We start from the raw sequence: 23,086 nt of genomic DNA, 5'->3' as shown, positions 1-23,086 counted from the left end.
GGTTATAACCCCAGTTTGTCCAGAGCTTTGAAGATATCGTCGACTTGGGCATTATTAACAGGCGCGAACATGTGTTTTTTTACCCGGGCAATCAGGTCAGCGGGCACAAAGGGTTTCTTTACATAATCATCTACTTTCAGCTGGCTGGCCTTGACAATGGTATTCTTATCAGCTGCTGCGGTGAGGAAGATGACTTTCATATTTTTGTAGGCGGGATTCTTGCGGATAACGCTTAGCGTTTGCAGGCCATCCATGCCGGGCATGGCGATATCCAGGAGAATCAGATCGATAGCGCCTTGGCGATAGCTCAGGATATCCAGGCATTTGTTACCGCTGCTGGCGGTGATGATTTCGGCGCGGACATTATTTTCCAGAATGCTTTTGGCCATGGCAATGTTCATATCATCGTCATCTACTATCAAAATAACCGGTAACTTGTTCATCTCGATTCCTCCTCAGATCATTCATTTTCCCATTGCGGCTGCCAAAGTTTTACCCAGCCGGTGTCGGCGCTGGCATAATGGCAGGCCAGAGTTGCCCGCTGGGCGGCTAGCTCCAGCGTTGTGTCTGCCAGGGGGCAGATGCCCCCCAGCCAGGTCAGGGGCTGCTCATGAAAATCCGTCAGCAGATCGGCGATGAATTTAGCCAATGTCTGGCTGCTGACTGCGGCGCACAGGCAGATAAGTTCCCCTGGGTCCATACCTGCGGCAGTTGCCAGTACCCAGTCCTTATCATTCAGTACATTGGCTGCTTCCAGCTGGGACCTGGTCAAAAGTTCGCTGTCATATAGGTCAGCAAAATCACTTATATGGGCGGTCAGGACTACCACATAACAGGCGCTTCCTGTGGTCTGCTGCTGCAGGCGCAGCAGACTGTGCGGCAGGTTTTGTTCCAGTGCCAGCAGATTTGGCAGCTGGGTGCGTCTGTCGGTGTAAGCCAGCCGCTCCAGCTCTGCCAGCTGCTGGCGTTGGGATCGGGAGCGATAGTAAATGATTCCCATGATGGCGGTCATGGTCAGGAAAATCGTGGTGGCTGCCTGCAGGGGATAATGATATAGCAGATAGCGGGGACTCAGCTGTTGGATGTGTTCATGGGAACCATGATTCAAAGCTTCGGACAGAAGCCGGGGGGGCAGATGATTGATTTCCTTATTCAGTATTTGCCATAGGCGAATATCAGCTTCACGGGCTACGCCGATACTGATGCTATTCCGAAATACGGTTTCCGTATCGGCGGACAGATTGTAGGCTGCTGCTGTCTGGATAAGGGGGGGAACAGCAGCCCGGGGGGCATAGGTGAGGTCGGCCAGTCCGTTGCTGACGGCTTGGAAACATTCCGCCCAGCTGCCATAATAGATGATTTGTTCTTCGGGGTACGTGACCTTGATAAAATTGTCTGTTTCGAACATCTTTTCTACTGCCGCTACTTTGGGCTTATCCGGCAGGGAAATTCCATGCCGGCTGACGGCCACAAAGTCAGTATCCATATAGGATTGGGTGGGCAATAGCCCCAGGCCGTTCAGCCAGCTGAAATCACAGGGAACATCGGCGACGATATCGAGATTGCCGCGTTTCAGCCAGCGGGTTATTTCTTCCAGTGAGTCCGTCTCGACCAGTTCCACTTTGATATCCAAATCCTTTTCCAGCTGGTTCAGCAGAGCCTGGGTGGCACCGGTCCAATTCCCGTGGCTGTCTTTGCTCATATAGGGTTTTGCTTTGATGAAGACGGCAGCCCGGAGCACTTTCTTATCTTGTAGATAGGCCTTTTCCGCCGGGGACAGGACCAAGGGGAAGCCCTTGGCCCGCTCGTATTTGTCGTTGAGGCGATTGCGGATATTGGGCTGGTTCAGCAACAGATTGTCCTGGGCGGCGTTCACCCGGGCAAAGAGCTCCGGGGCTTCCGGCCGGACCAGCAGCCGGTAACTTACCCGGTCAAACAGAGCCAGTACCCGTTCTTTTTTGCCGGGATGGAGCAGGGGCTGCACGCAGCCGTCAATCTCATGATTCATAAAGGCTTTTTTCATTGTTGTGGGATCGTTGAAGGTAATCAGCTCATAGGTGAAGCCGTGTTCACTGGCCACTTTGGGTAGACTCGGTAGGGGATAGTTGTAGTCCAGCGTGCCGATCTTCACCGGCCCGCCGCTGAAATTATCCTGTACCACCAGTTCCATGGGGAAGCGGGCGATGACATGGTCGGTGCGCCGGGCAAAAGGCAGGGTTTTGTAATCTCCGGGCATGGCCGGCAACAGGTCGATTTCTCCACGGGCTAATTTCGCGCCTGCCTCCCACCAGTTGACGCAGGGCACATAGGTGAACTCTACGCCCAGGAAATTAGAGAGGAATTCCATATACTCATAGCCATTGCCCTGCATATGGCCGGGCCGGTCCTCTTCCAGAAAGCCGGTGCCGGGCACATAGCCAACCTGCAAAGTTTCCGTGGCAGCCCTGCTGGTGGGCAGGCAAAGCGTCAAGAGCGAAAGTAATAGCAGGATGACGCGTCCTGTGCGTGCAAAATTTCCCATATACCCGTCTCCTGTATATGTCACAATTATCCAAAAATAATAACGGCAATAATCCGTCATCACAAGATAAAAATACTTTCGCTTTTGACAGGTCAGAATCCTGCCGGGGCAGGCAAAAAAAAACAGCCCCGGAGGGCTGGTGAAAACAGATATTATTTTTTGGTAAAGGTGATATGTGCGCCGACGGTCAGTACGGGGAGGCTGGGGCCTTTCAGGATGATCTGGCCGGGCATGGAACCTTCGGCGTTGAAGACCAACGTGCAATGGCCCTCTTCACGCAGGTTCTGGTTAACGGCGTCGCCAACTTTTTCAATGTTGAACTTGATGCCGCCCATCAGCAGTTTGTCACCCTTCTTGATATCCTCTTCCAGCTTGCCCGGAGTGTGTTCCAATACCATGTCGGACAGGTTGGGGCGGATGCCTTCGTCCAACAGGATGGCGCTGTTGTTGTTGGTCAGAAAGGTCTTGGCCAGATTGCCGATGGCCGTAATGGTTACGTCGTACTTAATGTCCATGCTGTTCGTTCCTCCTACAGATACACATACCTTCTGTTAACTTCATTCATTCCTAAGCTCATATTGAGTTAATCTATATTATATCATATTTTAGCGTGAAAAAACCAAGACATTTGTCGCATTTTGCATTTTTTATCATATAGGGGGGTTGATAGACAACGAAAAAGGACATGCTGTGGGGGCATGTCCTTTTTCAGAGATTAGAGAATTAGAGAATTTAGGAATCGAATGTATGTTAATTCTTCTTTAGGGAAGAGAAGAATTACGAAAAGTGATAATCAGGTGTTCTTGGCAATGACTGCCCCGACAATGGCGCCAGCGATAGCTGCCGTATTGCGGTCACCTTCGGAATATTTCTTGGGATGATAGCGGTGATGCTTGTGAGCAAGCTCCTGCACTTCATAATCATGCCCCATATGGAAGGGGCTGGCCTGTGCCGCGCTCGCCGTGACTCCGCCAATCCCCAGGCTTACGAATCCGGCAAGGGCGATGGCAGTCAGTTTAACATTTTTCTTGCTAAACATGTGGCATCTCTCCTTTGCTTCTGAATTGAAGTTGTTGAAATCTTAACTACAGGCTTTATTATAGGCGGGAAACATTAAAATACAAGAAGAAATGGATTAAAGTTTGATTAAAAAATTATCATAGTCAACTTTATTAGTGAAGTTTGTTGTATATTAAATACAATATTAGTGATATACTATTAGAGTATGTTTTAAATTGGGAGGACGGAAATGTTAGCTGCGGAAAACTATAGGGATATAGAAGAGAAAATCATGCAAGGCGAGCGGCTTACCCGGGAAGATGGGGTGCGCCTCTTTAACTGCCACGATATTGCCTGGCTGGGTGCCATGGCCGACATGGTACGGAAGCGTAAATGCGGGGATATCGTTTATTACAATGTCAACTGTCATGTGAATCTGACCAATATCTGCACTTCGGGGTGCAAATTCTGTGCCTTCGGCCGGAAAGCCGAAGACGAAGGCGCTTATGCCCTGAGCCGTGAACAGGCCTTGGGCGTGGTGGCCGATGCCATGCAGGATCCCAATCTGGCGGGGCTCCATATCGTCAGCGGACTGCATCCTACCTGGAGTTTTGACCATTATCTGGGCATTGTCAAAGCCATTCACGAAACTTATCCGAATCTGTATATCAAGGGCTTTACCGGTGTGGAAATCACCCATTTTGCCCAGATTTCCGGACTGTCCGTGGAAGAGGTGCTGATCCGCCTGCGGGATGAGGGCGGCCTGCAGGCCATTGCCGGCGGCGGGGCGGAAATCCTCTCTGACCGCATCCGCTATGAGCTCTGTCCCAACAAGGCCACGGCGGACGAGTGGCTGGAGGTGGCCCGCACGGCTCACAAGCTGGGCATCAAGTCCAATGCCAGCATGCTCTATGGTCATATCGAGACTTTGGAGGAACGGGTGGATCATCTTCTGCGACTGCGGGAATTGCAGGATGAGACCGGGGGCTTCCAGACCTTTATCTGTTTCCCCTTCCTGCCGAAAAACACGGAACTGGGACAGCGGGTGAAGCAGACCAGCATGTGGGACGATCTGCGCACCATGGCCATTTCCCGCTTAATGCTGGATAATTTCACCAATATCAAGGCCTACTGGGTGATGTTGACCGTGCCCGTGGCCCAGGTGGCTTTGGGCTTTGGGGCCAACGACATCGACGGTACCATCCATAAGGAGACCATTCTCCACGATGCCGGAGCCACCAGCCCCCGGGCTTTGTCGGAAGACAAGATCATCCGCATCATCCGGGAAGCCGGGCGGATTCCGGCAGCCTGTGACTGCAACTTCAATATCCTGCGGACGTTTGACTGAAGGAGGGCGGCATGGACAAAATCAAATTAGCACGCGTCAAAGCTGCCGCCGGGGACAGACTGACCTTGGCGGACGCTTTGGCTTTGTATGAAGATAATGACCTGCTCTTTTTGGCCAAATGCGCCCGCCGCATGAAGGAGAAAAAGAGCGGCAACAAGGTTTTTTATACCGTAAACCGCCATATCAATCTGACCAACATCTGCAGTGCAAACTGCCCGCTGTGCGCCTTCCAGGTCAAGGACGGGGACAAGCGGGGCTTTGTGTTGGAAACGGATGATGTGGCGAAAATCCTGGACAGTGCCAAAAACTTGAAGAACCTGTCGGAAATCCATATTGTCAGCGCCCTGCATCCGGACAAGGATTTTGACTATTACAAGAATATCGTCAAGCAGGTGCGGGCGGCTTTGCCCGAGGCAGATGTGAAGGCCTTCACGCCTGTGGAAATCGTCAACTTCGCCAAGATCAGCGGCAAGAGCATCGGGGAAGTGCTGACGGAACTCAAGGAGGCTGGCCTTGACAGTCTGCCCGGCGGCGGGGCGGAGATCCTTTCCGACCGGGTGCGGGAAATTATCTGCCCGAAAAAAGCTACTACGGCTGAGTGGCTGGAGGTTATGCGTACGGCTCACAAACTGGGTATCCGCACCAATGCCTCCATTATGTACGGTCACGTGGAAACCATTGAGGAACGTTTGCAGCATCTTTTCACCCTGCGGGACTTGCAGGATGAGACCAATGGCTTCCAGGCCTTTATGTTGTTCCCCTTCCATCCCGAGCATACGGAATTGGGCGAGGAACGCGGCCTGAAGCGCGTGGGTTCATGGGAAGATATGAAGATGCTGGCCCTGTCCCGGCTGATTCTCGACAATTTTGACCATATCAAGGCCTTCTGGATCATGTTGACCATGCCCATTGCCCAACTGGCATTGGGCTTTGGTGCCGACGATCTGGATGGCACCATCGGCGAGGAGAAGATCATCCATGCCGCCGGAGCTAAGACCAATACGGGCATTACCCGGGCGGATCTGGAGAAATTCATCCGGGAAACGGGCTATGAGCCGGTGCAGCGGGATACTTTTTACCGGGAGGTGCAGGATTGATGCGGCTTAGTGCAGAACAAGGGATACAGATGCTCACCAGTGGCAATCCTATCGAATTGGGCATCCAGGCTGACGCAGCCCGAAAAAAACTCTTTGATGATACGGTGACCTTCATCGTGGACCGTAATATCAACTACACCAATGTGTGCAAGAATGAGTGCAGATTCTGCGCCTTTTTCCGCCGCAAGGAGTCCAAGGATGCCTATCTGCTGAGCAATGAAGAAATACTGGCCAAAGTCGGCGAGACTGTGGCGGCAGGCGGCACCCAGGTCATGATCCAGGGGGGATTGTACCCGGATTTGGGGCTGGATTATTACGAAAATATGCTGCGCAGCATCAAGGCAAAATATCCCCAGATCACCATCCATTCTTTTACCGCCACGGAAATCCAGTATTTTGCCCAGCAGGCAGGACTGTCCATTCTGGACACTTTGAAACGCCTGCAGGAAGCAGGCCTCGACAGCCTGCCCGGCGGCGGGGCGGAAATTCTCGTGGACGAGGTGCGGAAACGCGTCAGCCCCAAGAAGATCATGACGGAGGATTGGCTCCATGTCATGGAATGTGCCCATAGCATCGGCATGGAAAGCACCGCCACCATGGTCATCGGCTTCGGCGAGACCATGGCCCAGCGCATCGAGCATATGGAAAAAATCCGCCGCCTACAGGATAAGACCGGCGGCTTCCGGGCCTTCATCACCTGGACCTTCCAGCCCGGCAATACGGAACTGGGCGGCGAAAAGACCAGCGGCTGGGACTATATGAAGACCTTGGCCGTCACCCGGCTCTATATGGACAATATCAAGCATATCCAGGGTTCCTGGGTAACCCAGGGCGAGCGCATCGGCCAGCTGACCCTGGGCTTCGGCGCTGACGACCTGGGCAGCATCATGCTGGAGGAAAACGTCGTGCGGGCCGCCGGCACCAAGTATGAAATGTCCATCCGGAAAATGGTGGATATGATAAAAGGAGCAGGCAAACAACCTGCTCAACGCGATACAGAATATAACATCATAAGAAGATTCTAAAGCCTCCCCCTTTGGGGGAGGTGGCAGCCGCAGGCTGACGAAAGGGGCTGCCAGAAAAAATCTTGCGGAGGACTATATATGAGTGAAAATAAGATTCCCGCCGCCGACTACGCCGTAGTGGGCGGTTCGGGCACATTATCCAGCAACTTCCCGGCCAATGTGCCGGATGAGGATGTGGAGATTCTCGCAGATAATCTGCGTTTCGATACGCCCTATGGCGCAAGCCCTGCTATGCGCCTGTTCCGGGTGGGGGAAAAGCATGTGCTGACCGTGAAGATGCACGGCTGGCGCAGCGGCGTCACCCGGGCCGATGCTTCCCGTCAGGTATTCTGGGTGTTCCGGGAAGCCGGTGTCAAGCGCATCATCTCCGAAGGGGGCGTGGGCACCGTCAACAAGCTGCTGGACCTGCGGGATTTCATCATCCCCGATGATTATCTGGACATGTCCGTGCGCAAGGACGTGATGTTGGATGGCCGCTATCTGCTCATCATGCGGGAGGCCCTGTGTCCGGAAATGCGGCAGGCTTTGATTGCCGCTACGAAAAAGCGCTTTGATGGCCGTGTATTCATCCGCGGCACCTATGCTGTTACCGATGGCCGACACTTTGAAAGCCCCGCCGAGGTGGCCATGCTCAATGGTCATGCCGATATCGTGGGGCAGAGCATCTGTCCGGAAGTCTATCTGGCCCGGGAAATCGGTGCCTGCTATGCAGGACTCTACTTCACCGTGAATTACGGCGAGGGCATCAAGGAAAAATGGTCCCATCAGGATATGGCGGATATCTTCTACGATGATGCACCCATGATCGGGGAGATCATCCTCGAAACCATCCGCAATGTGGATGCCGACGAGCGCAATTGCGAATGCCTGTCCCTGCGCAAGGAAACCCTGCTCAAGGACGTCTACAACGAGGTTTCAGCTAAGGGATAAGCTTTAGCAGCTGAGAGGTGATTGCTTTGACGGTTGAGGAAATGCAGGCATTTTTCAGTAAACAGGGATTGCGGCGGGAGCTGTTGTCACAGGCGGCGTCCTTTCGGCAGGAAAATTCCTGGCAGGGGAAGCGGGCGGTAAATGTTCCCCGCTATCCCTATTTTGGCAAGGAAATATTAGAAGAAGCTTTAGCGGCTCTGTTGGCGGGGGCAAATCTCCTGCTGACAGGGCCTAAAGCCACAGGCAAGAATATCCTGGCAGAGAATCTGGCGTTGCTGCTGGGCAGACCTATTTGGAATGTGTCTTTCCATATCGATGTGGATGCTTCGTACCTGATTGGCATGGATACCTTCAAGGGGGGAGAAGTCTGTTTCCGTCCCGGCCCGGTCCATGAATGTGTCACGGCGGGCGGCATCTGCGTTCTCGACGAGATCAATATGGCCCGCAACGAAGCGCTGGCAGTGCTCCATTCCCTGCTGGACCATCGGCGGCAGTTGGAGGTGCCAGGCTATGAACGCTTGCAGCTGCATCCGGCCACCCGCTTTATCGCCACTATGAACTATGGCTATGGCGGCACCCGGGAACTCAACGAAGCCCTGCTCTCCCGTTTCGTGGTGCTGCATATGCCCGTACCCGGGGAGGCTGAACTGATTTCCCTGCTGCAGTATGAATTCCCGGCTTTGCGGGCGGATATGGCCCGCACTTTGGCCGCCCTGTTCCTCGACCTGCGGCAGAAGTACGAGGCCAAAGAAATCTCCGGCCGGGCGTTGGACCTGCGCGGCCTGTTGAAAGCCCTGCGGCTTATCCGGCTGGGACTTACAGCGGGACAGGCGCTCGCCATGGGACTGACCGGCAAATGCTTCGACAGTCAGGAACGGGCCTTGGTGGAGGATATCATCGCCCTGCGCCTGCCAGCGGATTGGGGCAGGGAACATTTCTTCGTGGGGTGATGGCGATGGCTTATGAATCCCTCAGAGCCCTGCGGCAGAAGCGGGCTCTCAATATTGTCTGGACAGCGGCGGGAGCCTATGGCTTCCGGCCGGAGTTTTTGGCGTTCTATCAGGACGGTGAACCGGATCTATACCTCAATTCCATTGTAGGGCTGGTTCACCGTCATTATGATGCAGAAAAACTTGCGGCCTATCTGCGGGGGACGTTGGATAAATCCCTGCTCGGGGAACTTTATACGGAACTATTCTGGCTGGGACTTGAGTCGGCGGCCTATGCGCGGGAACTGCCAGCGCGCCCGGTATTGGAAGATTTGCGGCGCCAGCATGCTGAGCGGTTTTTGCGGGAGGATGTGGACCTGTCTTTTCAACAACTCATGATGCGGCAGGAACTGGCCCATAGCCTCAAATGCGCCCGCTGCCGGGAAGTCTTGGGAGAAAAAGTAAATCTTCTCAATCCTTGGGATAGAAAATTATATAAAGCCCTTGCCTTTTCCGGCAACATGAGCACGGAGGAAATCATTGCCGCTATGGAAGGGATTATCTGCAAGTTCTTCCGTTGGCATTGGCAAACCTATCCGCGTAATGTAATGCACTTTGCAATGCCTCCAGCGCTTAAGGCACTGCTGCTCAAGGTGCTGCCTATACATAGCCGCTATAGGGATGAGGGGAATGGAAGCTGGGTGCTGAATGGTAATATTGCGGAGGGAAACAGCAAAAGCTTTTGGCCGGCGCAGGGAAATCCTTTGCCGGATGATGGGGAACTGACACGCCGCTATGGACCTGCCTTATTTACCGCAGAGCGTCGGGCAAGTCTTGAAGGCGTGCTTTGCCGGGGCGTTCATGGGCAGGTTCGCCTGTGGTTTACAGCGGAAAAGGGCGAAGTGCAGCCAGAGAATCAGGAATATTTTGCCCAGCATCAGGTACAATTCCGTACGGAGCTGAACGAGTTCAGCCGGCGATTGCAAAATGCACTGCAGGTACATCGTCAGCCCATGGAACTGCCGGCTCGCAGCGGGCGGCTGGCTGCCGGACGAATCTGGCGGGGCGCAGTCATGGGGGAAAACCGCGTGTTTTCCGTCTTGGAGCCTGCCCATTACAGCGATTTTTCCGTGTTGCTGCTGTTGGATGCCTCCGCTTCCCGGCAGGGCAGGCAGGCGGTTATCGCCAATCAGGCCTATCTGATTGCGGAGGCCTTAAGACGGGCGGGGATTCCCTTGATGGCCGTGGCCTTTTTCAGTCAGGGCGGCTGCACAGTATTGCAAAGATTGAAGGACTTTGGCGAAAGTTCGGCAGAAGGGCTGCTGGCTTACAAGACGCAGGGCTGGAATCGCGATGGCCTGGCCTTGCGGGCGGTTCCGGAACTTTGGGGCAAGGCTGCGGAACCTCGGAAAAAGATCATCTTTATCCTGACCGATGCCAGTCCCAGCGATGACCATGATATACCCAGACAGGGGATAAAACCAGCCAGCCTTTATGGAGGAGAAGCTGCGGTTACAGATGCAGCACAGGGCGTCAAGGAGCTTAAACGGCAGGGCTTTCAGGTTATGGCGCTGGTCAACAGTGTCATGGACGCGAAATTAGTGACTGATGCCGCCAGCAGAATTTATGGAGAAGATTATATCTGCCTGCAAGACCTGTCTTCATTAGCGCAAAAGGTGGGCGATTTAGTGGAGAAAGAAATTATATAGGCATAGTATATACTTTTTCTGTACAATGTGCTAAGATTAAGTCAAGGAGGGGAGTAAAATGGCAACGACAAAATCCATAAATATCCGTATCGATGAGGATTTGAAAATCCAGTCTGATAAGGTCCTGGCAGATTTGGGACTGACGACTTCTGCAGTAGTTTCTATGCTATTGAAGACGATCGTTCGCAATCATGCAGTTCCATCAGACTTATTCACCATTCGAGAACAGGCCCGCAATAATGCAGAATATATGGCAAAACTCGATCGTAGTTTTGCTGAATATAAAGCAGGCTTGGGGCAGCAGCATAGATTGTTAGAGGTGGATGATGTCTGAGATTAATCTCATTTGGACTCCGACAGCCTGGTCCGAGTATGTGTCATGGCAGGTCGAGGATAAAAAAACATTGAAGCGAATCAATGAGCTGATAAAGGATATTGAACGCAATGGTCTGCGCAAGGGCAAAGGCAAGCCGGAGCCCTTGCGCTATTACCCTGCATGGAGCCGTCGCATAGACGAGAAAAATAGGCTGGTTTATAATGCGGATGAAGCTGGGAATTTGATATTATTTTCTTGCAAGGGACATTATCAGGACAAATAATGGGTTGACAACTTTACACTCCGGTGCTAAGATAATACTTGTATTCAAGAAAACAACAATCCACATGATAGATACAGTCTATGAGAGGAAAGAGTACATTTCCGGGCAGACTCCTAGCGAATCGGGTATGGTGTAAGCCGATAGTCCAGCAGAAATGGAAAATCATCCTTGAGGCATGGCGCTGAACGGTTTTACTGATGGAACCAGTAAGTGGTCACGGGGGCTTCCCGTTATAGGAGCCGCGTATGATGGTACGTAGCAGAGTGCCCTGTTTTGGCAGGGAATTTGGGTGGTAACACGGATAAACGAGTCCGTCCCTTTCGAGGGACGGACTTTTTTTATTTATTATGGAATTATGATTATTTTAGGGAGGAATCATTATGGAAGCTGTAGACTTGCAACAACTCAAACGGAAACGGGACTGGCGCATCATCCTGCCGGTATTCCTGGTATCCATTATCGCCTGCATTGACCGCGTCAATGTGGCCTATGCGAAACTGACCATGACAGCAGATATGCCCTGGCTCACGCCGGAAATCTTCGGTATGGGCGCCGGTATTTTCTTCGTGGGTTATCTGATCTTTGAAGTGCCCGGTTCCCTAGTGGCGGCGAAATTCTCCGCCACGAAATGGATTGCCCGCATCATGTTCACCTGGGGATTGGTGTGCGTGTATATGGCCTTTGTAAAAACGCCGTCGGAATTCTACTTGTGCCGGTTCCTGCTGGGTGCCTCTGAAGCCAGCCTCTATCCGGTCATCTATTCGGTCCTGTTCCCGCGCTGGTTTGCTGCCGGGGAGCGGGCCAGAGCAACGTCCCTGATGCTCACGTCCCTGTTGATTTCTACGATTATCGGCGCGCCCCTGGCCGGCGTCCTGTTGGAAACTTCCCTGTTCGGCCTGCATGGCTGGCAGGAACTCTTCATTCTCGAAGCACTTCCTGCACTGGCCTTTGCCGTCTATTTCTTCTTTGCCGTGAAGGATCGTCCGGATCAGGCACATTGGCTCAATGCTGAGGAAAAGGCTTATCTGAACAAGGTATATGAAGAAGAACAGGCCGCGATGCACCGCGTCAAGAAATATACGGTTTGGCAGGCTTTCTGTGAACCGAAGGTATTGAAACTCTGCCTGATTTATTTCCTCTGGGTAGTTGGTTTCTGGGGCTTCAACTTCTGGATGCCCACCGTCCTCAAAGGCCTGTCCGGCTGGTCTACGTCCCTGCTGGGCGGCGCCATCGCCATTCCTATGCTGGCAGCACTGGTGGTACAGGTCATCATCGGCCATACTTCCACGAGAACCGGTGACAAGGTTTGGCATGTGGCCGGTGCTCTGCTCGTAGGTGCTATCGGCTTGGGCATGTCTCCCCATGCCGGCAGCATGGGCATGGCCCTGTTCCTGGTCTGCCTGTCTGCTATCGGCATCTACGCCGCCATGGGTGTATGGTGGACGATACCGACCACCTTCCTGACCGGCCCCGCTGCCGCAGCATCCGTGGCCCTCATTAACTCCTGCGGCAATATCGGCGGCTGGGTAGGTCCCAATATGATGGCCTGGGTACATGGCCTAACTGGTGCCTTTGACTGGGGTTACTACATCATGGCCGCCTTCATGGCCGCCGCAGCCCTGTTGGTATTGACGGTGAAATATCATTGGAACGGTGCTGTGCGTAAGGATATGGCACAGCTCAATGCGGAGGAAAAAGAAGCTGCATTGGCAGTAGAATAAGAAATATAAAAAATAGGCATTTCGATCAATAGCGATCGGAATGCCTATTTTTTTGCGTTTAATTTTTCTGCCACAACAGCGGGCTGCAGCTCTGGTGAATATTTTACGGCTTTAACATCAAAGGCCATATGGGAAATATACCATTCCTGGGCAGGGGCCGGCAGTTGGTTGAAACTTTTGAGCAGGCGCATGGCCTGATTGGTCAACTTGATGCCATTGGCCGGCTTCACTTGATGGCCGGTCAGCTCGTCCAGCGTAATGCCGTATATATCAGCTAAGCGCATCAGCGTGTCAATATCAGGTGCACGGCGGCCTGATTCGTAATTGGCATAAGTAGAACGGCTGACACCTAAGGCTTTGGCTACATCCTGCTGCTTCATATCATGCAGTTCCCGTAAGTTTTGCAGTTTGTTTTCGATGCGAATCACTCCTTGCGTGTAAAACTTACTTCATTATATGAAAGAATTTCCGTTATGGGCAGAAATAGTGTCATAATGAAACGCATTATATTGACTTATGGCAATATGAAACATATAATAGGAGTTGCGTAATGCGACAAAAAAAGCAACATAATACAAAATGACACAATGAGGAGCGAAATTTAAGCATGGAAAATGAAGAGAGCCTTGATCTGGGCAGATTGATGCACATTCTTGCTGACCGCAAGAAGACAGTGGGCAAGATTGTTGGTGGCTGTACAGCACTGGCCCTTATCGTGTCTTTTGCCCTGCCGAAGACTTATGAATCTACAACTACCGTACAAGCCCGTGTAAGAGGTGTTGGTGTTACGGAAGCATCACAGGCTATGGCGGCTATGGGGATGGGCGCAGCGTCTACTTCTCCTGTCATGAATTATATGGAATTAATGAAGTCCAACACCGTTCTGCAACCTATTATCGACGAATTGGATTGGGATGAAGACAAGAAAAAAAATCTGCTGCCCAAAGATTTTGCCAAGAAAAATCTGAAGATAGAGAACGTCAAGCAGACCAATATTATCACGGTTACGGCTACGGGTAAGTCGCCGGAAGAAGCACAGATGATCTCTCAGCATGTGGTGGATAACTTCCTGCAGATGATGACGGATATGAATAAGGAAACTCAGAGTATCCTGATGCAGTTCCTGGCTGAGCGTATCGAGAATGCCAAAAAAGAAGCGGAAGAAGCCCGCAATAAATTTGCCAGCTACCAGCAGGAGCATGGCATTTACAGTCCGGATGAACAGGCCAAGGCGGCGGTGAATAAAATGAACGCCTTTGACGAAGCCATCGGCCAGATGAAAGTAAGCCAGACTGCCAATCAGGTTAAGATAGACAGCGTAACAGCGAAATTGGGCGAAGTAAAGGCAAAAAGCATTAACTTCCAGATTAGCGACAACCCCACGGTACAGGGCCTGCGGGATAAGATTGTGGCCAAACAGTTGGAAGTTGTCAGTCTGCGGCAGAAATACACCGATGAAAATCCGGCAGTTATCCGTGCCCAGGAACAGCTGAGCCAGCTGCAGCAAAGCCTGACCAATGAGGTGAATACGGTAGTGGGTTCTAAATATGCAACATCTACCCCTGCCCAGGCAGCATTGATACAGGAACAGATAAACGCCCAGGTAGCCATCGACGTATCCAAAGCCAGTGAAGAGGCCATCGAAAAGCGCCGGGATGAAAAACAAAAGAAACTGGATGCGTTCCCGCAAAAAGTGCAGGACTACATGGACCTGCAGCGGGATACCAAAATAAAAGAAGAGATTTATAGCAATCTGCAAACGCGGTTCGAGCAAAACCGCATCCAGCAGGCCATGGATTCCATGGATGTACAGGTGGTGGATTCAGCTAATTTGCCTGATGTAAACAGACCAGCAGGGCCAAGGAAGGTGTTAATCACAGGCATCGGTTTTATAATCGGCTGCCTGATCAGCTTTGGATATGGCCTGATCCAGTATAAACGAGAAGAGGCTTAACATTGAATTATTTGGAGAAAATAAGGGATAAACTAAAACTCATTTTAATAGACGCCATTATTCTGTCTGTGGTTCCGATTTTTGCCCTGTTGCTGCGTTTTGAGGGCAGCATACCTGCCACAGAGTATGTTACTTTTCGCAACTGCTTACCATGGATGGTGATTATCAGTCTGGCGATTTTCTATTTTTATGGCATGTATCACCGTATTTGGCATTATGCCCGCATGCGGGATCTGGTAGCCATTGTGGGGGCGGTGACATTGTCCCAGACGGCAGTGTTCATCATCACCACGGTGGCGGATATTCCCGTCCCCCGCAGCGTAATCATTCTCACCTGGTTGCTGAGTATTTGCACAATCGGCGCCAGCCGTTTGATGTTCAAGGTCAATCTCGATCTGGTGACGGAATCCAAGGGAGACAAAGAAAACCTCTTGATTGTTGGTGCTGGTGATGCAGGAGCCATGCTGGTGCGGGAGTTGGAACAGAATGCCAATGCCACCACCAATATTATTGGCTTTGTGGATGATGATGAAAAAAAACGTAAGGGCAGATTGGCTGGTTTTCCCGTTCTGGGGAATATCAACGAACTGCCCCAGGTGGTAAAAGCTAATAATATTGATGAAATTGTGATTGCCATACCTTCGGCGGATGGCGATACCATTCGTCATATTGACAATCTGTGCCGCAAAACCGGTTCCAAGGTTCGTATTATGCCGGGCATTTATGAAATGGTCAGTGACGAGATGAACGCAGGGGAAATGCGGGAAATCCGCCTGGAAGACCTGCTGCGGCGCGACCCCATCCATCTGGACTTTGGCAAGATTACCAACTACATCGCAGGCAAGACCGTGCTGATCACCGGCGCCGGCGGTTCCATAGGCTCGGAAATCTCAAGACAGATCAGCCGGGTAGGGGCAAAGGAAATCATTCTTTTAGGCCGAGGGGAAAACAGCATCTATGAAATCCATCAGGAGCTGAAGCGCAAATTCCCGGAGCAGACCTATCATACGGTAATTGCCAATATCACAGATCGGGAACGTATGGCACGCATCTTCAAGCGGTTTCAGCCCCAGGTGGTATTCCATGCCGCAGCCCACAAGCATGTGCCCCTGATGGAAATCCAGCCGGAGGAAGCGATTCGCAATAATGTCTTTGGCACCAAAAATGTGGCCGAGCTATCCGATCAGAATCAGGCCGAAATCTTTGTCCTGATTTCCACTGACAAGGCAGTAAACCCCACCAGCGTGATGGGAGCAACCAAACGCGCCGCCGAACTTGTGCTGCAGGAAATCAACCAGCATAGCCAGACCAAGTTTGTCACGGTAAGATTCGGTAATGTCCTTGGCAGCCGGGGAAGTGTTGTGCCTCTCTTTGAGCGGCAGATCGCCAATGGCGGGCCCATAACGGTCACGCACAAGGATATGACCAGATTCTTTATGCTGATTCCGGAAGCAGTGCAGCTTGTACTGCAGGCCGGCAGTCAGGCGGAAGGCGGGGAAGTCTTCCTCTTCGATATGGGCAAGCCTGTAAAAATCAAAGATATGGCTGAGGATCTCATCAGGCTTCACGGGCTTACACCGGACAAGGATATAAAGATCGTTTACACGGGCTTGCGTCCCGGTGAAAAGCTTTACGAAGAACTTCTCACCAGTGAAGAAGGCACCACCAGCACAAAACACAAGAAAATCTTCAAGGCGCATATTCAGCCATTGGATGAAGCAGATCTGAAACAAAGCCTGCAAACCTTGCAGGAAACTACAGACAGGCAAATAATCCTACAAACCTTGAAGCATATGATACCAACCTACAAAAGCAAACAATTGGAAGAAGGTATTGATTAATGTCAAATACTAAAATATGGCTTTCCTCCCCCACCATGCACGGAGAAGAGCAAAAATGGGTGAATGAAGCCATTCGCACCAACTGGGTATCCACCGTTGGTGCCAATATAAATGCAATCGAGGAACAAATCGCCGAATACGTTGGCTGCAAATATGCCGTAGCGTTATCTGCTGGCACAGCAGCACTTCATTTGGCAACCAAACTTGCAGGCGAAAAACTCTACGGCCAGGCAAAGCCCAACGCCGGCACACTGCAGGGACACAAGGTTTTCTGCTCAGATGTCACCTTTGATGCCAGCATCAATCCGGTGGCCTATGAAGATGGCGAAGCCGTATTTATTGACACGGAATACGATACCTGGAATATGTGCCCAGAAGCACTGGCAAAAGCCTTCGAGATATATCCGGAAGTAAAGCTTGTGATTGTGGCCCATCTTTATGGTACCCCCGGCAAAATACAGCAGATAAAAGATATCTGTGACAAACATGGTGCCCTTATTGTAGAGGATGCCGCCGAATCTCTGGGCGCAAAATACAAGCTGAATGGGAAATGGGTGGAAACTGGAACCCTTGGCAACTACAACTGCATATCCTTCAACGGCAACAAGATCATCACCGGCAGTTCCGGTGGTATGTTCCTGACAGACAGCAAAGAAGACGCAGATAAGGTCAGAAAATGGTCCACCCAGAGCCGTGAAGCAGCACCTTGGTATCAGCATGAGGAAATCGGCTACAACTATCGCATGAGCAATATCATTGCCGGTATTGTCCGTGGCCAGATTCCATATCTGGACGAACACATTGCTCAGAAAAAAGCTATTTATGAGCGCTATGAAAAAGGCTTAGCTGACTTGCCCGTAAAGATGAATCCCTGGGATAAGGAAAACAGCCAGCCAAACTTTTGGCTATCCTGCATGATTATCGATAAAGAAGCTATGGCTCCGCAGGTCAGAGGAGAGCAGGATTACCTTTACAAACATGAAAGTGGCAAAAGTTCACCACAGGAAATATTGGATGCCATAACATCAATCAATGCAGAGGGCAGACCAATTTGGAAGCCCATGCATATGCAGCCGATTTACCGAGCAAGTCCATTTGTAACAGTAGAAGGCAATGGCCGTGGTAAAAGCAATGCCTATATTGAAGGAAATGGCATTGATGTGGGAGCAGATATCTTTCAGAGAGGTTTATGCCTGCCCAGTGACAATAAGATGAATGCTGAACAGCAGGATAAGATTATAGAAATTATTCATAAGTGCTTTGAGTAGGAGTAGATTGTGTACGCAAAATATTTAAAACGAATAATGGATTTTATACTCTCATTGAGCGCAATAGTTATTCTTTCACCATTGCTTTTATTATTAACATTAATTGGCGCAATCAAGATGAAAGGGAATCCATTTTTTACCCAGGAAAGACCCGGCTGCCATGAGAAAGTGTTCAAACTCATAAAGTTCAGGACAATGACGAATGATAAGGACAAAGATGGAACCTTGTTACCTGATGAATTTAGGCTGAATGCCTACGGAAAATTTTTACGTTCAACCTCACTGGATGAACTTCCTGAGTTGTTTAATATCCTTGCAGGCCATATGTCAATAGTAGGCCCTAGGCCTCTTCTGGTCAGATACCTTCCTTGGTATACAGAAGAACAATCTCATCGTCATGATGTCAGGCCTGGACTGACTGGTTATGCACAGGCACACGGGCGTAATGCAGTCAATTGGGATGATAAATTTGCGATGGATTTGAAATATGTTGAACGTATTACGTTTATCGGTGATCTAAGGATTATTGTTGACACCGTAAAGGCTGTGGTTAAACGTGAGGGAATTAATTCGGATACCTCTGTAACTATGGAAAGCTTTGTTGATTACTGTGTTGAACTTGGGCGGAAACCAAGAAATAGTTAAATGGAGACTGTTTAAGATGAATTACTTGATGTGTAGTGTTGGTCGTCGTGGAGAGTTGATGAAAAACTTCAAGTCTTCAATAGAAGAGGGGGCGAGGATTATAGCTACTGATAATAGTCCTTATGCACCTGCTTTGTATTTTGCAGATAAACAGTACTTGGTACCGAGAATTGATGCTCCGGAATATATAAATGTGATTTTGGATATTTGCAAGAAAGAAGATATCAATGCTGTAACCACATTCATTGATCCAGAGATAATGATTCTTTCGGAGAATAGGGAGAGATTCGCTGAAATAGGCGTTGAGGTTCTGGCTCCATACACAGAGACTGCAAAACTCTGCTTCAATAAGTATGAGATGTACAAATATCTGAAAGCACAGGGGATTAGAGCAGTAATGACTTGGGGAACTTATGAGGAAGTTAAATTAGCTCTTGATGCTGGTGAGGTTTCTCTACCTGTGTTCGTAAAGCCCAGGACAGGTAGCGGAAGTGTTGGCGCGAGAAAAGTTCAGACAATCGCTGAATTGAAGGATGCATTTAAGCAGGATTCTGGTTTGATAGCCCAGGAACTGATGACTGGAGAAGGATGTTTCGACCTTGATGCCGATGTCTATGTGGATACTATAAGTCACAAGCCAATAGCAATTTTTTCAAAGAGGAAGATCAGCACAACTATTGGTGGTGCGAATAAGACGATCTCGTTTAAGGATCAAAAGTTGTTCGATTTTGCGCAGGAAGCTTTGAGTAAATTTAAGTTTAATGGTCCTATCGATGCAGACTTTTTCTATAAGAACGGCAAGTATTATCTGTCAGAAGTAAATCCACGTTTCGGTGGAGCTTATCTTCATGCATACGGTGCTGGTGTAGATTTTATAAAAATGATAGAACGAAATTTGCATGGTTTGGAAAACGAAGAACAAATAGGAAATTATGAAGAGGGCGTTGTCATGATGATGTATGATAGCGTTGTGATTTGTAGGGAAACAAGTGGACAAAACCTAGATGTTATTGCCAAATAATCTCTATAACAAGATACTATTCACAGGTGTCACACTATTATTTAGCCCTGTCATCACAGGTTTCCACGGGGGAATAGTGAAAGATTTTTTACACAACGATATACCGATGCTTAGAAAAATGACTAGTGTTAGTGGTAAGTATTATATCATTGAAGTTAAGCATCAATTTGGTGGGGGATATCCGCATGATTATGAATGTGGCGTTAATCATATAAAGCTAATCCATGAAAATTTTAAAGGAAATGAAAAGGATAATCATATCGGTGATTATGAGGGAGATTTATATGATGAAATATAATGAAGTTTGTATAAGGAAATACTAGAGTAATGAAAATATTATATATAACCACAATTGGTAGTACAATGGATTTTTTCAAATCGTTTATAAAAAATCAATTGGATATTGGAAATCACATAGATATTGCAACTAATGAAAATGATGGTAGAACTAAGGTGGCGACATGCTACCGTGAGTGGGGATGCCAAGTTTTTCATATAGATACTTCCCGTTCACCAATAAGTTTTGGTAATATCAGAGCAATAAAGCAAATAAGAGATATAGTGAGTAATAGGCGTTACAATATAGTACATTGTCATACGCCTTTGGCTGCTATGGCAACAAGAATTGCATGTAAAAAACTGAGAAAAAATGGACTTAAAGTCATTTACACAGTACATGGATTTCATTTTTATACTGGTGCTCCCTTGATGAGTTGGTTGATATATTATCCAATTGAGAAATGGCTTAGTAAATATACAGATGTTCTCATAACTATCAATAAGGAAGACTATAATCGAGCAAAAAAAAATTTTTATAGCAGTAGAATAGAGTATATTCCTGGAGTGGGTATCAATCTAGAAAAGTTTAAGTATAAAAAAGAAAATGGAGAAAAGATTAGAGCGGAATTAAGAATAAATAACAAACGAACAATGCTTCTTTCAGTAGGCGAGCTTAATAAAAATAAAAATCATGAAATCGTGATAAGGGCTATAAAGGATATTCCAAACATCACCTATGTGATTGTTGGTAGAGGTGAATTGGGCGCTAGGTTATTGAATGTTGCTAATGAATATAATGTTGACCTTAAATTGGTGGGATATAGAACGGATGTTGAGGAGTTTTATAGTGCAGCAGATGTATATATTCTTCCAAGCATAAGGGAGGGGCTAAATGTCAGTCTTATGGAAGCTATGGCGAGTGGGGTGGCATGTTGCGCTAGTAAGATTAGAGGTAATGAAGATTTAATAGATAAACCGTTGTTTAGACCATCTAGCATGAATGATGTGAAATATGCAATTCGTAATGCATTAGATAATAGAGATGATTTAATCAAGGATAATGTTGAAAAAATTAATGGGTTTAGATTTGAGAAGATAAATAAAATGCTCAATGATGTTTATAGTACGATATGAAAGATTTTTGCATATTATAGACAGGGAAGAATGGTATATGCAAACTGTATGCATTTTAGTGAATGGTATAATGAAAGGATTTTGTGATGGGGAATAGTGAATTATCTCCACGGGTTTCTGTTATTATGGGCGTATATAATGCCATGGGACGGAAGGAACAACTACTCCAATCGATACACTCTATATTAAACCAGAATTATAAAAATTTCGAGTTTATTATTTGTGACGATTGTTCGGAAGATGACACATGTGCGTTTATTAAAAAGATAGCTGAATATGATGACAGAATTGTTTTGCTACAAAATGAGAGAAATATGAGACTGGCATTTACGCTAAATCGGTGCTTAGGTGTGGCTAGGGGGGAGTATATAGCTAGGATGGATGATGATGATGTGTCTTATCCAGATAGATTAAAAAAAGAAGTCGAATTTTTAGATGATAATCAAGAAATATCCATTGTGGGTTCAAATGCAGAATACATCGATGAGACCGGAGTATGGGGGGAGAGTAATGAAATAAGATATCCTCAAAAGAAAGATTTGCTTTGGGGACCTTGCTTCATACATCCATCTGTTATGATGCGAAAAAATGCGATAGATATTTTAGGGGGATACAATAATAGTACGCGCCGAGGGCAGGATTATGAGTTGTGGATGCGCTTATATGCTGCTGGATATAAAGGGGCTAACATAGCAGAGAAATTACTTCAGTATAGATGGGATAAGGAAGCATATAAAAAACGTAAATTTATTTATCGTATAGAGGAGGCTAAAATACGCTACAAAGGTTTTAAAAAATTAGGACTACACCCTAGAGGCTTGCTTTTTGTCATAAAACCGTTACTGGCTGGAATAATCCCTAATAAAATCATAAGATTGATTCATGAAATCATTTTGTCTAGCATTAAAAATAGCAATGAAAACAATATAAGAGGGATAAAATGAAAAAAGTACTATGCATTGTGAATTTGATGGAACCTGGTGGCGCAGAAACATTTCTAATGAAAATATTGCGTTCCTTAGATAGAAACTTATATAGTATGGACTTTATGACCACTGTTAAAAAAACTGGATATTATGATGACGAAATCAAGAGATTAGGAGGAAAAATCTATAACATGCCAAGTCTGAAATGTCATCCAGTTCAATCCATGTATTTGTTGTATGACGTTGTAAAGAGAAATGGTTATGAAACGGTCATGATATCTACGTCATCCTCTGTATATGCTGTATTGTTATTGATTGCAAAGATAGCAGGATGCTGTAAAACTGCTTTGCGATCTACAAATTCAAACTTACCGCAGGAAGCAAAATTACTAAGATTACTTCATAAAATTTTTTATCTACTTCCTAAATATGTAGTAGATGTAAAGATAGCACCATCAAAACTAGCTGGAGAATTCATGTTTGGAAAGGCTGGTGTTAAACATAATTTCAATATATTAAACAATGGAATACCAAGTTCAAAATTTCTGTTTAGTTCACAAGAGCGGGAAAAGATTCGTAAAGATCTAGGTATAGAGAAGAATGTGTTGTTGATAGGGCATATTGGAAGATTCGAAGAGCAAAAAAATCATGATTTTCTAATACGAATATTCAATGAAATAAGAAAGATACATAACGCCAAACTTGTTCTTATTGGAAAGGGGAGCAGAGAAGATGATATAAAAGATATGGTTATGAATATGCACTTGGAAAATGATGTATTATTTTTAGGGATTAGAAATGATGTGCCACAATTACTAATGGGGATGGATGGGATGATTTTTCCATCGCTATATGAAGGGATGCCTAATGTTATTATAGAAGCGCAGGCAACAGGCTTGCCATGTTTATTGTCAGATAGAATAACTAGCGAATGTAAAATAACAGACTTAGTGGAGTTTCTTCAGTTAACGGACAGTGAAACTACATGGAGAGACAAAATAACTCAAATGATTGATAAATGTCATGATAGGGAAGTATATAGTGATATGGTGGACAAATCTGGCTATGGAATTGAGAACGTGAAAAATAAATTTGTAAAATTGATTTTTGAGTAAATAACGCATGTTGGAGATTATATCG

General features: G+C 47.9%; 23 protein-coding genes and 1 other annotated feature. Of the genes, 18 read left to right on the top strand and 5 right to left on the bottom strand.

Translation table 11 applies throughout. From position 1 onward, the window contains the following. Window positions 1–2: 2 nt before the first annotated feature. The 4 genes from SELR_RS13820 to SELR_RS13805 form a co-directional block, all read right to left on the bottom strand. Window positions 3–443, bottom strand: a complete 441-nt coding sequence (locus SELR_RS13820) for a response regulator (RefSeq protein ID WP_014425834.1) — start codon at window positions 441–443, stop codon at window positions 3–5. Window positions 444–460: 17 nt separating this feature from the next. Then, window positions 461–2,521 (bottom strand): type 2 periplasmic-binding domain-containing protein, encoded by a 2,061-nt coding sequence (locus tag SELR_RS13815; RefSeq protein ID WP_014425833.1) that lies wholly within the window; start codon window positions 2,519–2,521, stop codon window positions 461–463. A gap of 152 nt (window positions 2,522–2,673) precedes the next feature. Continuing rightward, window positions 2,674–3,036 (bottom strand): PTS glucitol/sorbitol transporter subunit IIA, encoded by a 363-nt coding sequence (locus tag SELR_RS13810; RefSeq protein WP_014425832.1) that lies wholly within the window; start codon window positions 3,034–3,036, stop codon window positions 2,674–2,676. A gap of 278 nt (window positions 3,037–3,314) precedes the next feature. Further along, window positions 3,315–3,560, bottom strand: coding sequence for a hypothetical protein (locus tag SELR_RS13805; RefSeq protein ID WP_014425831.1), 246 nt, complete (start codon window positions 3,558–3,560; stop codon window positions 3,315–3,317). 210 nt (window positions 3,561–3,770) lie between these two features. On the opposite strand from SELR_RS13805, the gene mqnE (SELR_RS13800) reads away from it, so the two are divergent. From mqnE (SELR_RS13800) to SELR_RS13760, 9 genes are all read left to right on the top strand, one after another. Continuing rightward, a complete protein-coding gene (gene mqnE, locus SELR_RS13800) occupies window positions 3,771–4,868 on the top strand; it encodes an aminofutalosine synthase MqnE (protein WP_014425830.1) in 1,098 nt (365 codons plus the stop codon). A gap of 11 nt (window positions 4,869–4,879) precedes the next feature. Further along, window positions 4,880–5,965, top strand: a complete 1,086-nt coding sequence (mqnE, locus tag SELR_RS13795; RefSeq protein ID WP_014425829.1) for an aminofutalosine synthase MqnE — start codon at window positions 4,880–4,882, stop codon at window positions 5,963–5,965. Continuing rightward, complete coding sequence (gene mqnC / locus SELR_RS13790) at window positions 5,965–6,990, top strand: cyclic dehypoxanthinyl futalosine synthase (RefSeq protein WP_014425828.1); 1,026 nt, start codon at window positions 5,965–5,967, stop codon at window positions 6,988–6,990. Before mqnE (SELR_RS13795) ends, mqnC begins: the two co-directional genes overlap by 1 nt. A gap of 78 nt (window positions 6,991–7,068) precedes the next feature. Next, complete coding sequence (locus SELR_RS13785) at window positions 7,069–7,920, top strand: MTAP family purine nucleoside phosphorylase (RefSeq protein WP_014425827.1); 852 nt, start codon at window positions 7,069–7,071, stop codon at window positions 7,918–7,920. A gap of 26 nt (window positions 7,921–7,946) precedes the next feature. Beyond that, window positions 7,947–8,870 (top strand): AAA family ATPase, encoded by a 924-nt coding sequence (locus SELR_RS13780; protein ID WP_014425826.1) that lies wholly within the window; start codon window positions 7,947–7,949, stop codon window positions 8,868–8,870. A gap of 5 nt (window positions 8,871–8,875) precedes the next feature. After that, on the top strand, window positions 8,876–10,558 hold the full coding sequence (locus SELR_RS13775; protein WP_014425825.1) for a vWA domain-containing protein: 1,683 nt from the start codon (window positions 8,876–8,878) through the stop codon (window positions 10,556–10,558). Window positions 10,559–10,616: 58 nt separating this feature from the next. After that, a complete protein-coding gene (locus tag SELR_RS13770; RefSeq protein ID WP_014425824.1) occupies window positions 10,617–10,892 on the top strand; it encodes a type II toxin-antitoxin system RelB/DinJ family antitoxin in 276 nt (91 codons plus the stop codon). A gap of 1 nt (window position 10,893) precedes the next feature. Next, window positions 10,894–11,157 carry a Txe/YoeB family addiction module toxin gene (locus tag SELR_RS13765; protein WP_102013494.1) on the top strand — a complete coding sequence of 88 codons (264 nt, stop codon included), beginning with the start codon at window positions 10,894–10,896 and terminating at the stop codon, window positions 11,155–11,157. A 71-nt stretch (window positions 11,158–11,228) separates the two neighbouring features. Next, window positions 11,229–11,479, top strand: a binding site (T-box leader). Between the two features lie 58 nt (window positions 11,480–11,537). Beyond that, the gene (locus SELR_RS13760; RefSeq protein ID WP_014425822.1) at window positions 11,538–12,878 is read left to right on the top strand and encodes an MFS transporter; all 1,341 of its coding nucleotides are present in this window, start codon (window positions 11,538–11,540) and stop codon (window positions 12,876–12,878) included. Window positions 12,879–12,922: 44 nt separating this feature from the next. Here SELR_RS13760 and SELR_RS17955 read toward each other — a convergent pair whose 3' ends face one another. Next, window positions 12,923–13,306, bottom strand: coding sequence for a helix-turn-helix domain-containing protein (locus SELR_RS17955; RefSeq protein ID WP_014425821.1), 384 nt, complete (start codon window positions 13,304–13,306; stop codon window positions 12,923–12,925). Between the two features lie 179 nt (window positions 13,307–13,485). On the opposite strand from SELR_RS17955, the gene SELR_RS13750 reads away from it, so the two are divergent. The 9 genes from SELR_RS13750 to SELR_RS13710 all read left to right on the top strand — a co-directional run bounded on the left by SELR_RS13750 (window position 13,486) and on the right by SELR_RS13710 (window position 23,061). Next, a complete protein-coding gene (locus tag SELR_RS13750; protein WP_014425820.1) occupies window positions 13,486–14,832 on the top strand; it encodes a GumC family protein in 1,347 nt (448 codons plus the stop codon). 2 nt (window positions 14,833–14,834) lie between these two features. Then, on the top strand, window positions 14,835–16,673 hold the full coding sequence (locus SELR_RS13745; protein ID WP_014425819.1) for a polysaccharide biosynthesis protein: 1,839 nt from the start codon (window positions 14,835–14,837) through the stop codon (window positions 16,671–16,673). Further along, window positions 16,673–17,941, top strand: coding sequence for a DegT/DnrJ/EryC1/StrS family aminotransferase (locus SELR_RS13740; RefSeq protein ID WP_014425818.1), 1,269 nt, complete (start codon window positions 16,673–16,675; stop codon window positions 17,939–17,941). The genes SELR_RS13745 and SELR_RS13740 overlap by 1 nt, the downstream gene beginning before the upstream one ends. A gap of 9 nt (window positions 17,942–17,950) precedes the next feature. Continuing rightward, window positions 17,951–18,586 carry a sugar transferase gene (locus tag SELR_RS13735; protein WP_014425817.1) on the top strand — a complete coding sequence of 212 codons (636 nt, stop codon included), beginning with the start codon at window positions 17,951–17,953 and terminating at the stop codon, window positions 18,584–18,586. Window positions 18,587–18,602: 16 nt separating this feature from the next. Further along, window positions 18,603–19,607 carry an ATP-grasp domain-containing protein gene (locus SELR_RS13730; RefSeq protein ID WP_014425816.1) on the top strand — a complete coding sequence of 335 codons (1,005 nt, stop codon included), beginning with the start codon at window positions 18,603–18,605 and terminating at the stop codon, window positions 19,605–19,607. Then, window positions 19,591–19,905, top strand: a complete 315-nt coding sequence (locus SELR_RS13725) for a hypothetical protein (RefSeq protein WP_041914446.1) — start codon at window positions 19,591–19,593, stop codon at window positions 19,903–19,905. Before SELR_RS13730 ends, SELR_RS13725 begins: the two co-directional genes overlap by 17 nt. Window positions 19,906–19,934: 29 nt before the next feature. Further along, window positions 19,935–21,020 (top strand): glycosyltransferase, encoded by a 1,086-nt coding sequence (locus SELR_RS13720; RefSeq protein ID WP_014425814.1) that lies wholly within the window; start codon window positions 19,935–19,937, stop codon window positions 21,018–21,020. A gap of 86 nt (window positions 21,021–21,106) precedes the next feature. Then, the gene (locus SELR_RS13715; RefSeq protein WP_014425813.1) at window positions 21,107–21,964 is read left to right on the top strand and encodes a glycosyltransferase family 2 protein; all 858 of its coding nucleotides are present in this window, start codon (window positions 21,107–21,109) and stop codon (window positions 21,962–21,964) included. Further along, window positions 21,961–23,061, top strand: a complete 1,101-nt coding sequence (locus SELR_RS13710) for a glycosyltransferase family 1 protein (protein WP_014425812.1) — start codon at window positions 21,961–21,963, stop codon at window positions 23,059–23,061. Before SELR_RS13715 ends, SELR_RS13710 begins: the two co-directional genes overlap by 4 nt. Window positions 23,062–23,086: the final 25 nt, after the last annotated feature.

Source organism: Selenomonas ruminantium subsp. lactilytica TAM6421 (genome assembly GCF_000284095.1).
GTDB lineage: Bacteria > Bacillota > Negativicutes > Selenomonadales > Selenomonadaceae > Selenomonas_A > Selenomonas_A lactilytica.
This window is presented reverse-complemented; position numbering and strand designations above follow the sequence as displayed.

Bases quoted from the DNA above. Each gene is read 5' to 3' on its own strand.
- SELR_RS13785 (WP_014425827.1), top strand. From the start codon at position 7,069: ATGAGTGAAAATAAGATTCCCGCCGCCGACTACGCCGTAGTGGGCGGT.
- mqnE (WP_014425830.1), top strand. From the start codon at position 3,771: ATGTTAGCTGCGGAAAACTATAGGGATATAGAAGAGAAAATCATGCAA.
- SELR_RS13805 (WP_014425831.1), bottom strand. From the start codon at position 3,560: ATGTTTAGCAAGAAAAATGTTAAACTGACTGCCATCGCCCTTGCCGGA.
- SELR_RS13730 (WP_014425816.1), top strand. From the start codon at position 18,603: ATGAATTACTTGATGTGTAGTGTTGGTCGTCGTGGAGAGTTGATGAAA.
- mqnE (WP_014425829.1), top strand. From the start codon at position 4,880: ATGGACAAAATCAAATTAGCACGCGTCAAAGCTGCCGCCGGGGACAGA.
- mqnC (WP_014425828.1), top strand. From the start codon at position 5,965: ATGCGGCTTAGTGCAGAACAAGGGATACAGATGCTCACCAGTGGCAAT.
- SELR_RS13810 (WP_014425832.1), bottom strand. From the start codon at position 3,036: ATGGACATTAAGTACGACGTAACCATTACGGCCATCGGCAATCTGGCC.
- SELR_RS13720 (WP_014425814.1), top strand. From the start codon at position 19,935: ATGAAAATATTATATATAACCACAATTGGTAGTACAATGGATTTTTTC.
- SELR_RS13740 (WP_014425818.1), top strand. From the start codon at position 16,673: ATGTCAAATACTAAAATATGGCTTTCCTCCCCCACCATGCACGGAGAA.
- SELR_RS13760 (WP_014425822.1), top strand. From the start codon at position 11,538: ATGGAAGCTGTAGACTTGCAACAACTCAAACGGAAACGGGACTGGCGC.
- SELR_RS13710 (WP_014425812.1), top strand. From the start codon at position 21,961: ATGAAAAAAGTACTATGCATTGTGAATTTGATGGAACCTGGTGGCGCA.
- SELR_RS13815 (WP_014425833.1), bottom strand. From the start codon at position 2,521: ATGGGAAATTTTGCACGCACAGGACGCGTCATCCTGCTATTACTTTCG.
- SELR_RS13820 (WP_014425834.1), bottom strand. From the start codon at position 443: ATGAACAAGTTACCGGTTATTTTGATAGTAGATGACGATGATATGAAC.
- SELR_RS13775 (WP_014425825.1), top strand. From the start codon at position 8,876: ATGGCTTATGAATCCCTCAGAGCCCTGCGGCAGAAGCGGGCTCTCAAT.
- SELR_RS13725 (WP_041914446.1), top strand. From the start codon at position 19,591: ATGTTATTGCCAAATAATCTCTATAACAAGATACTATTCACAGGTGTC.
- SELR_RS13770 (WP_014425824.1), top strand. From the start codon at position 10,617: ATGGCAACGACAAAATCCATAAATATCCGTATCGATGAGGATTTGAAA.
- SELR_RS13750 (WP_014425820.1), top strand. From the start codon at position 13,486: ATGGAAAATGAAGAGAGCCTTGATCTGGGCAGATTGATGCACATTCTT.
- SELR_RS13715 (WP_014425813.1), top strand. From the start codon at position 21,107: ATGGGGAATAGTGAATTATCTCCACGGGTTTCTGTTATTATGGGCGTA.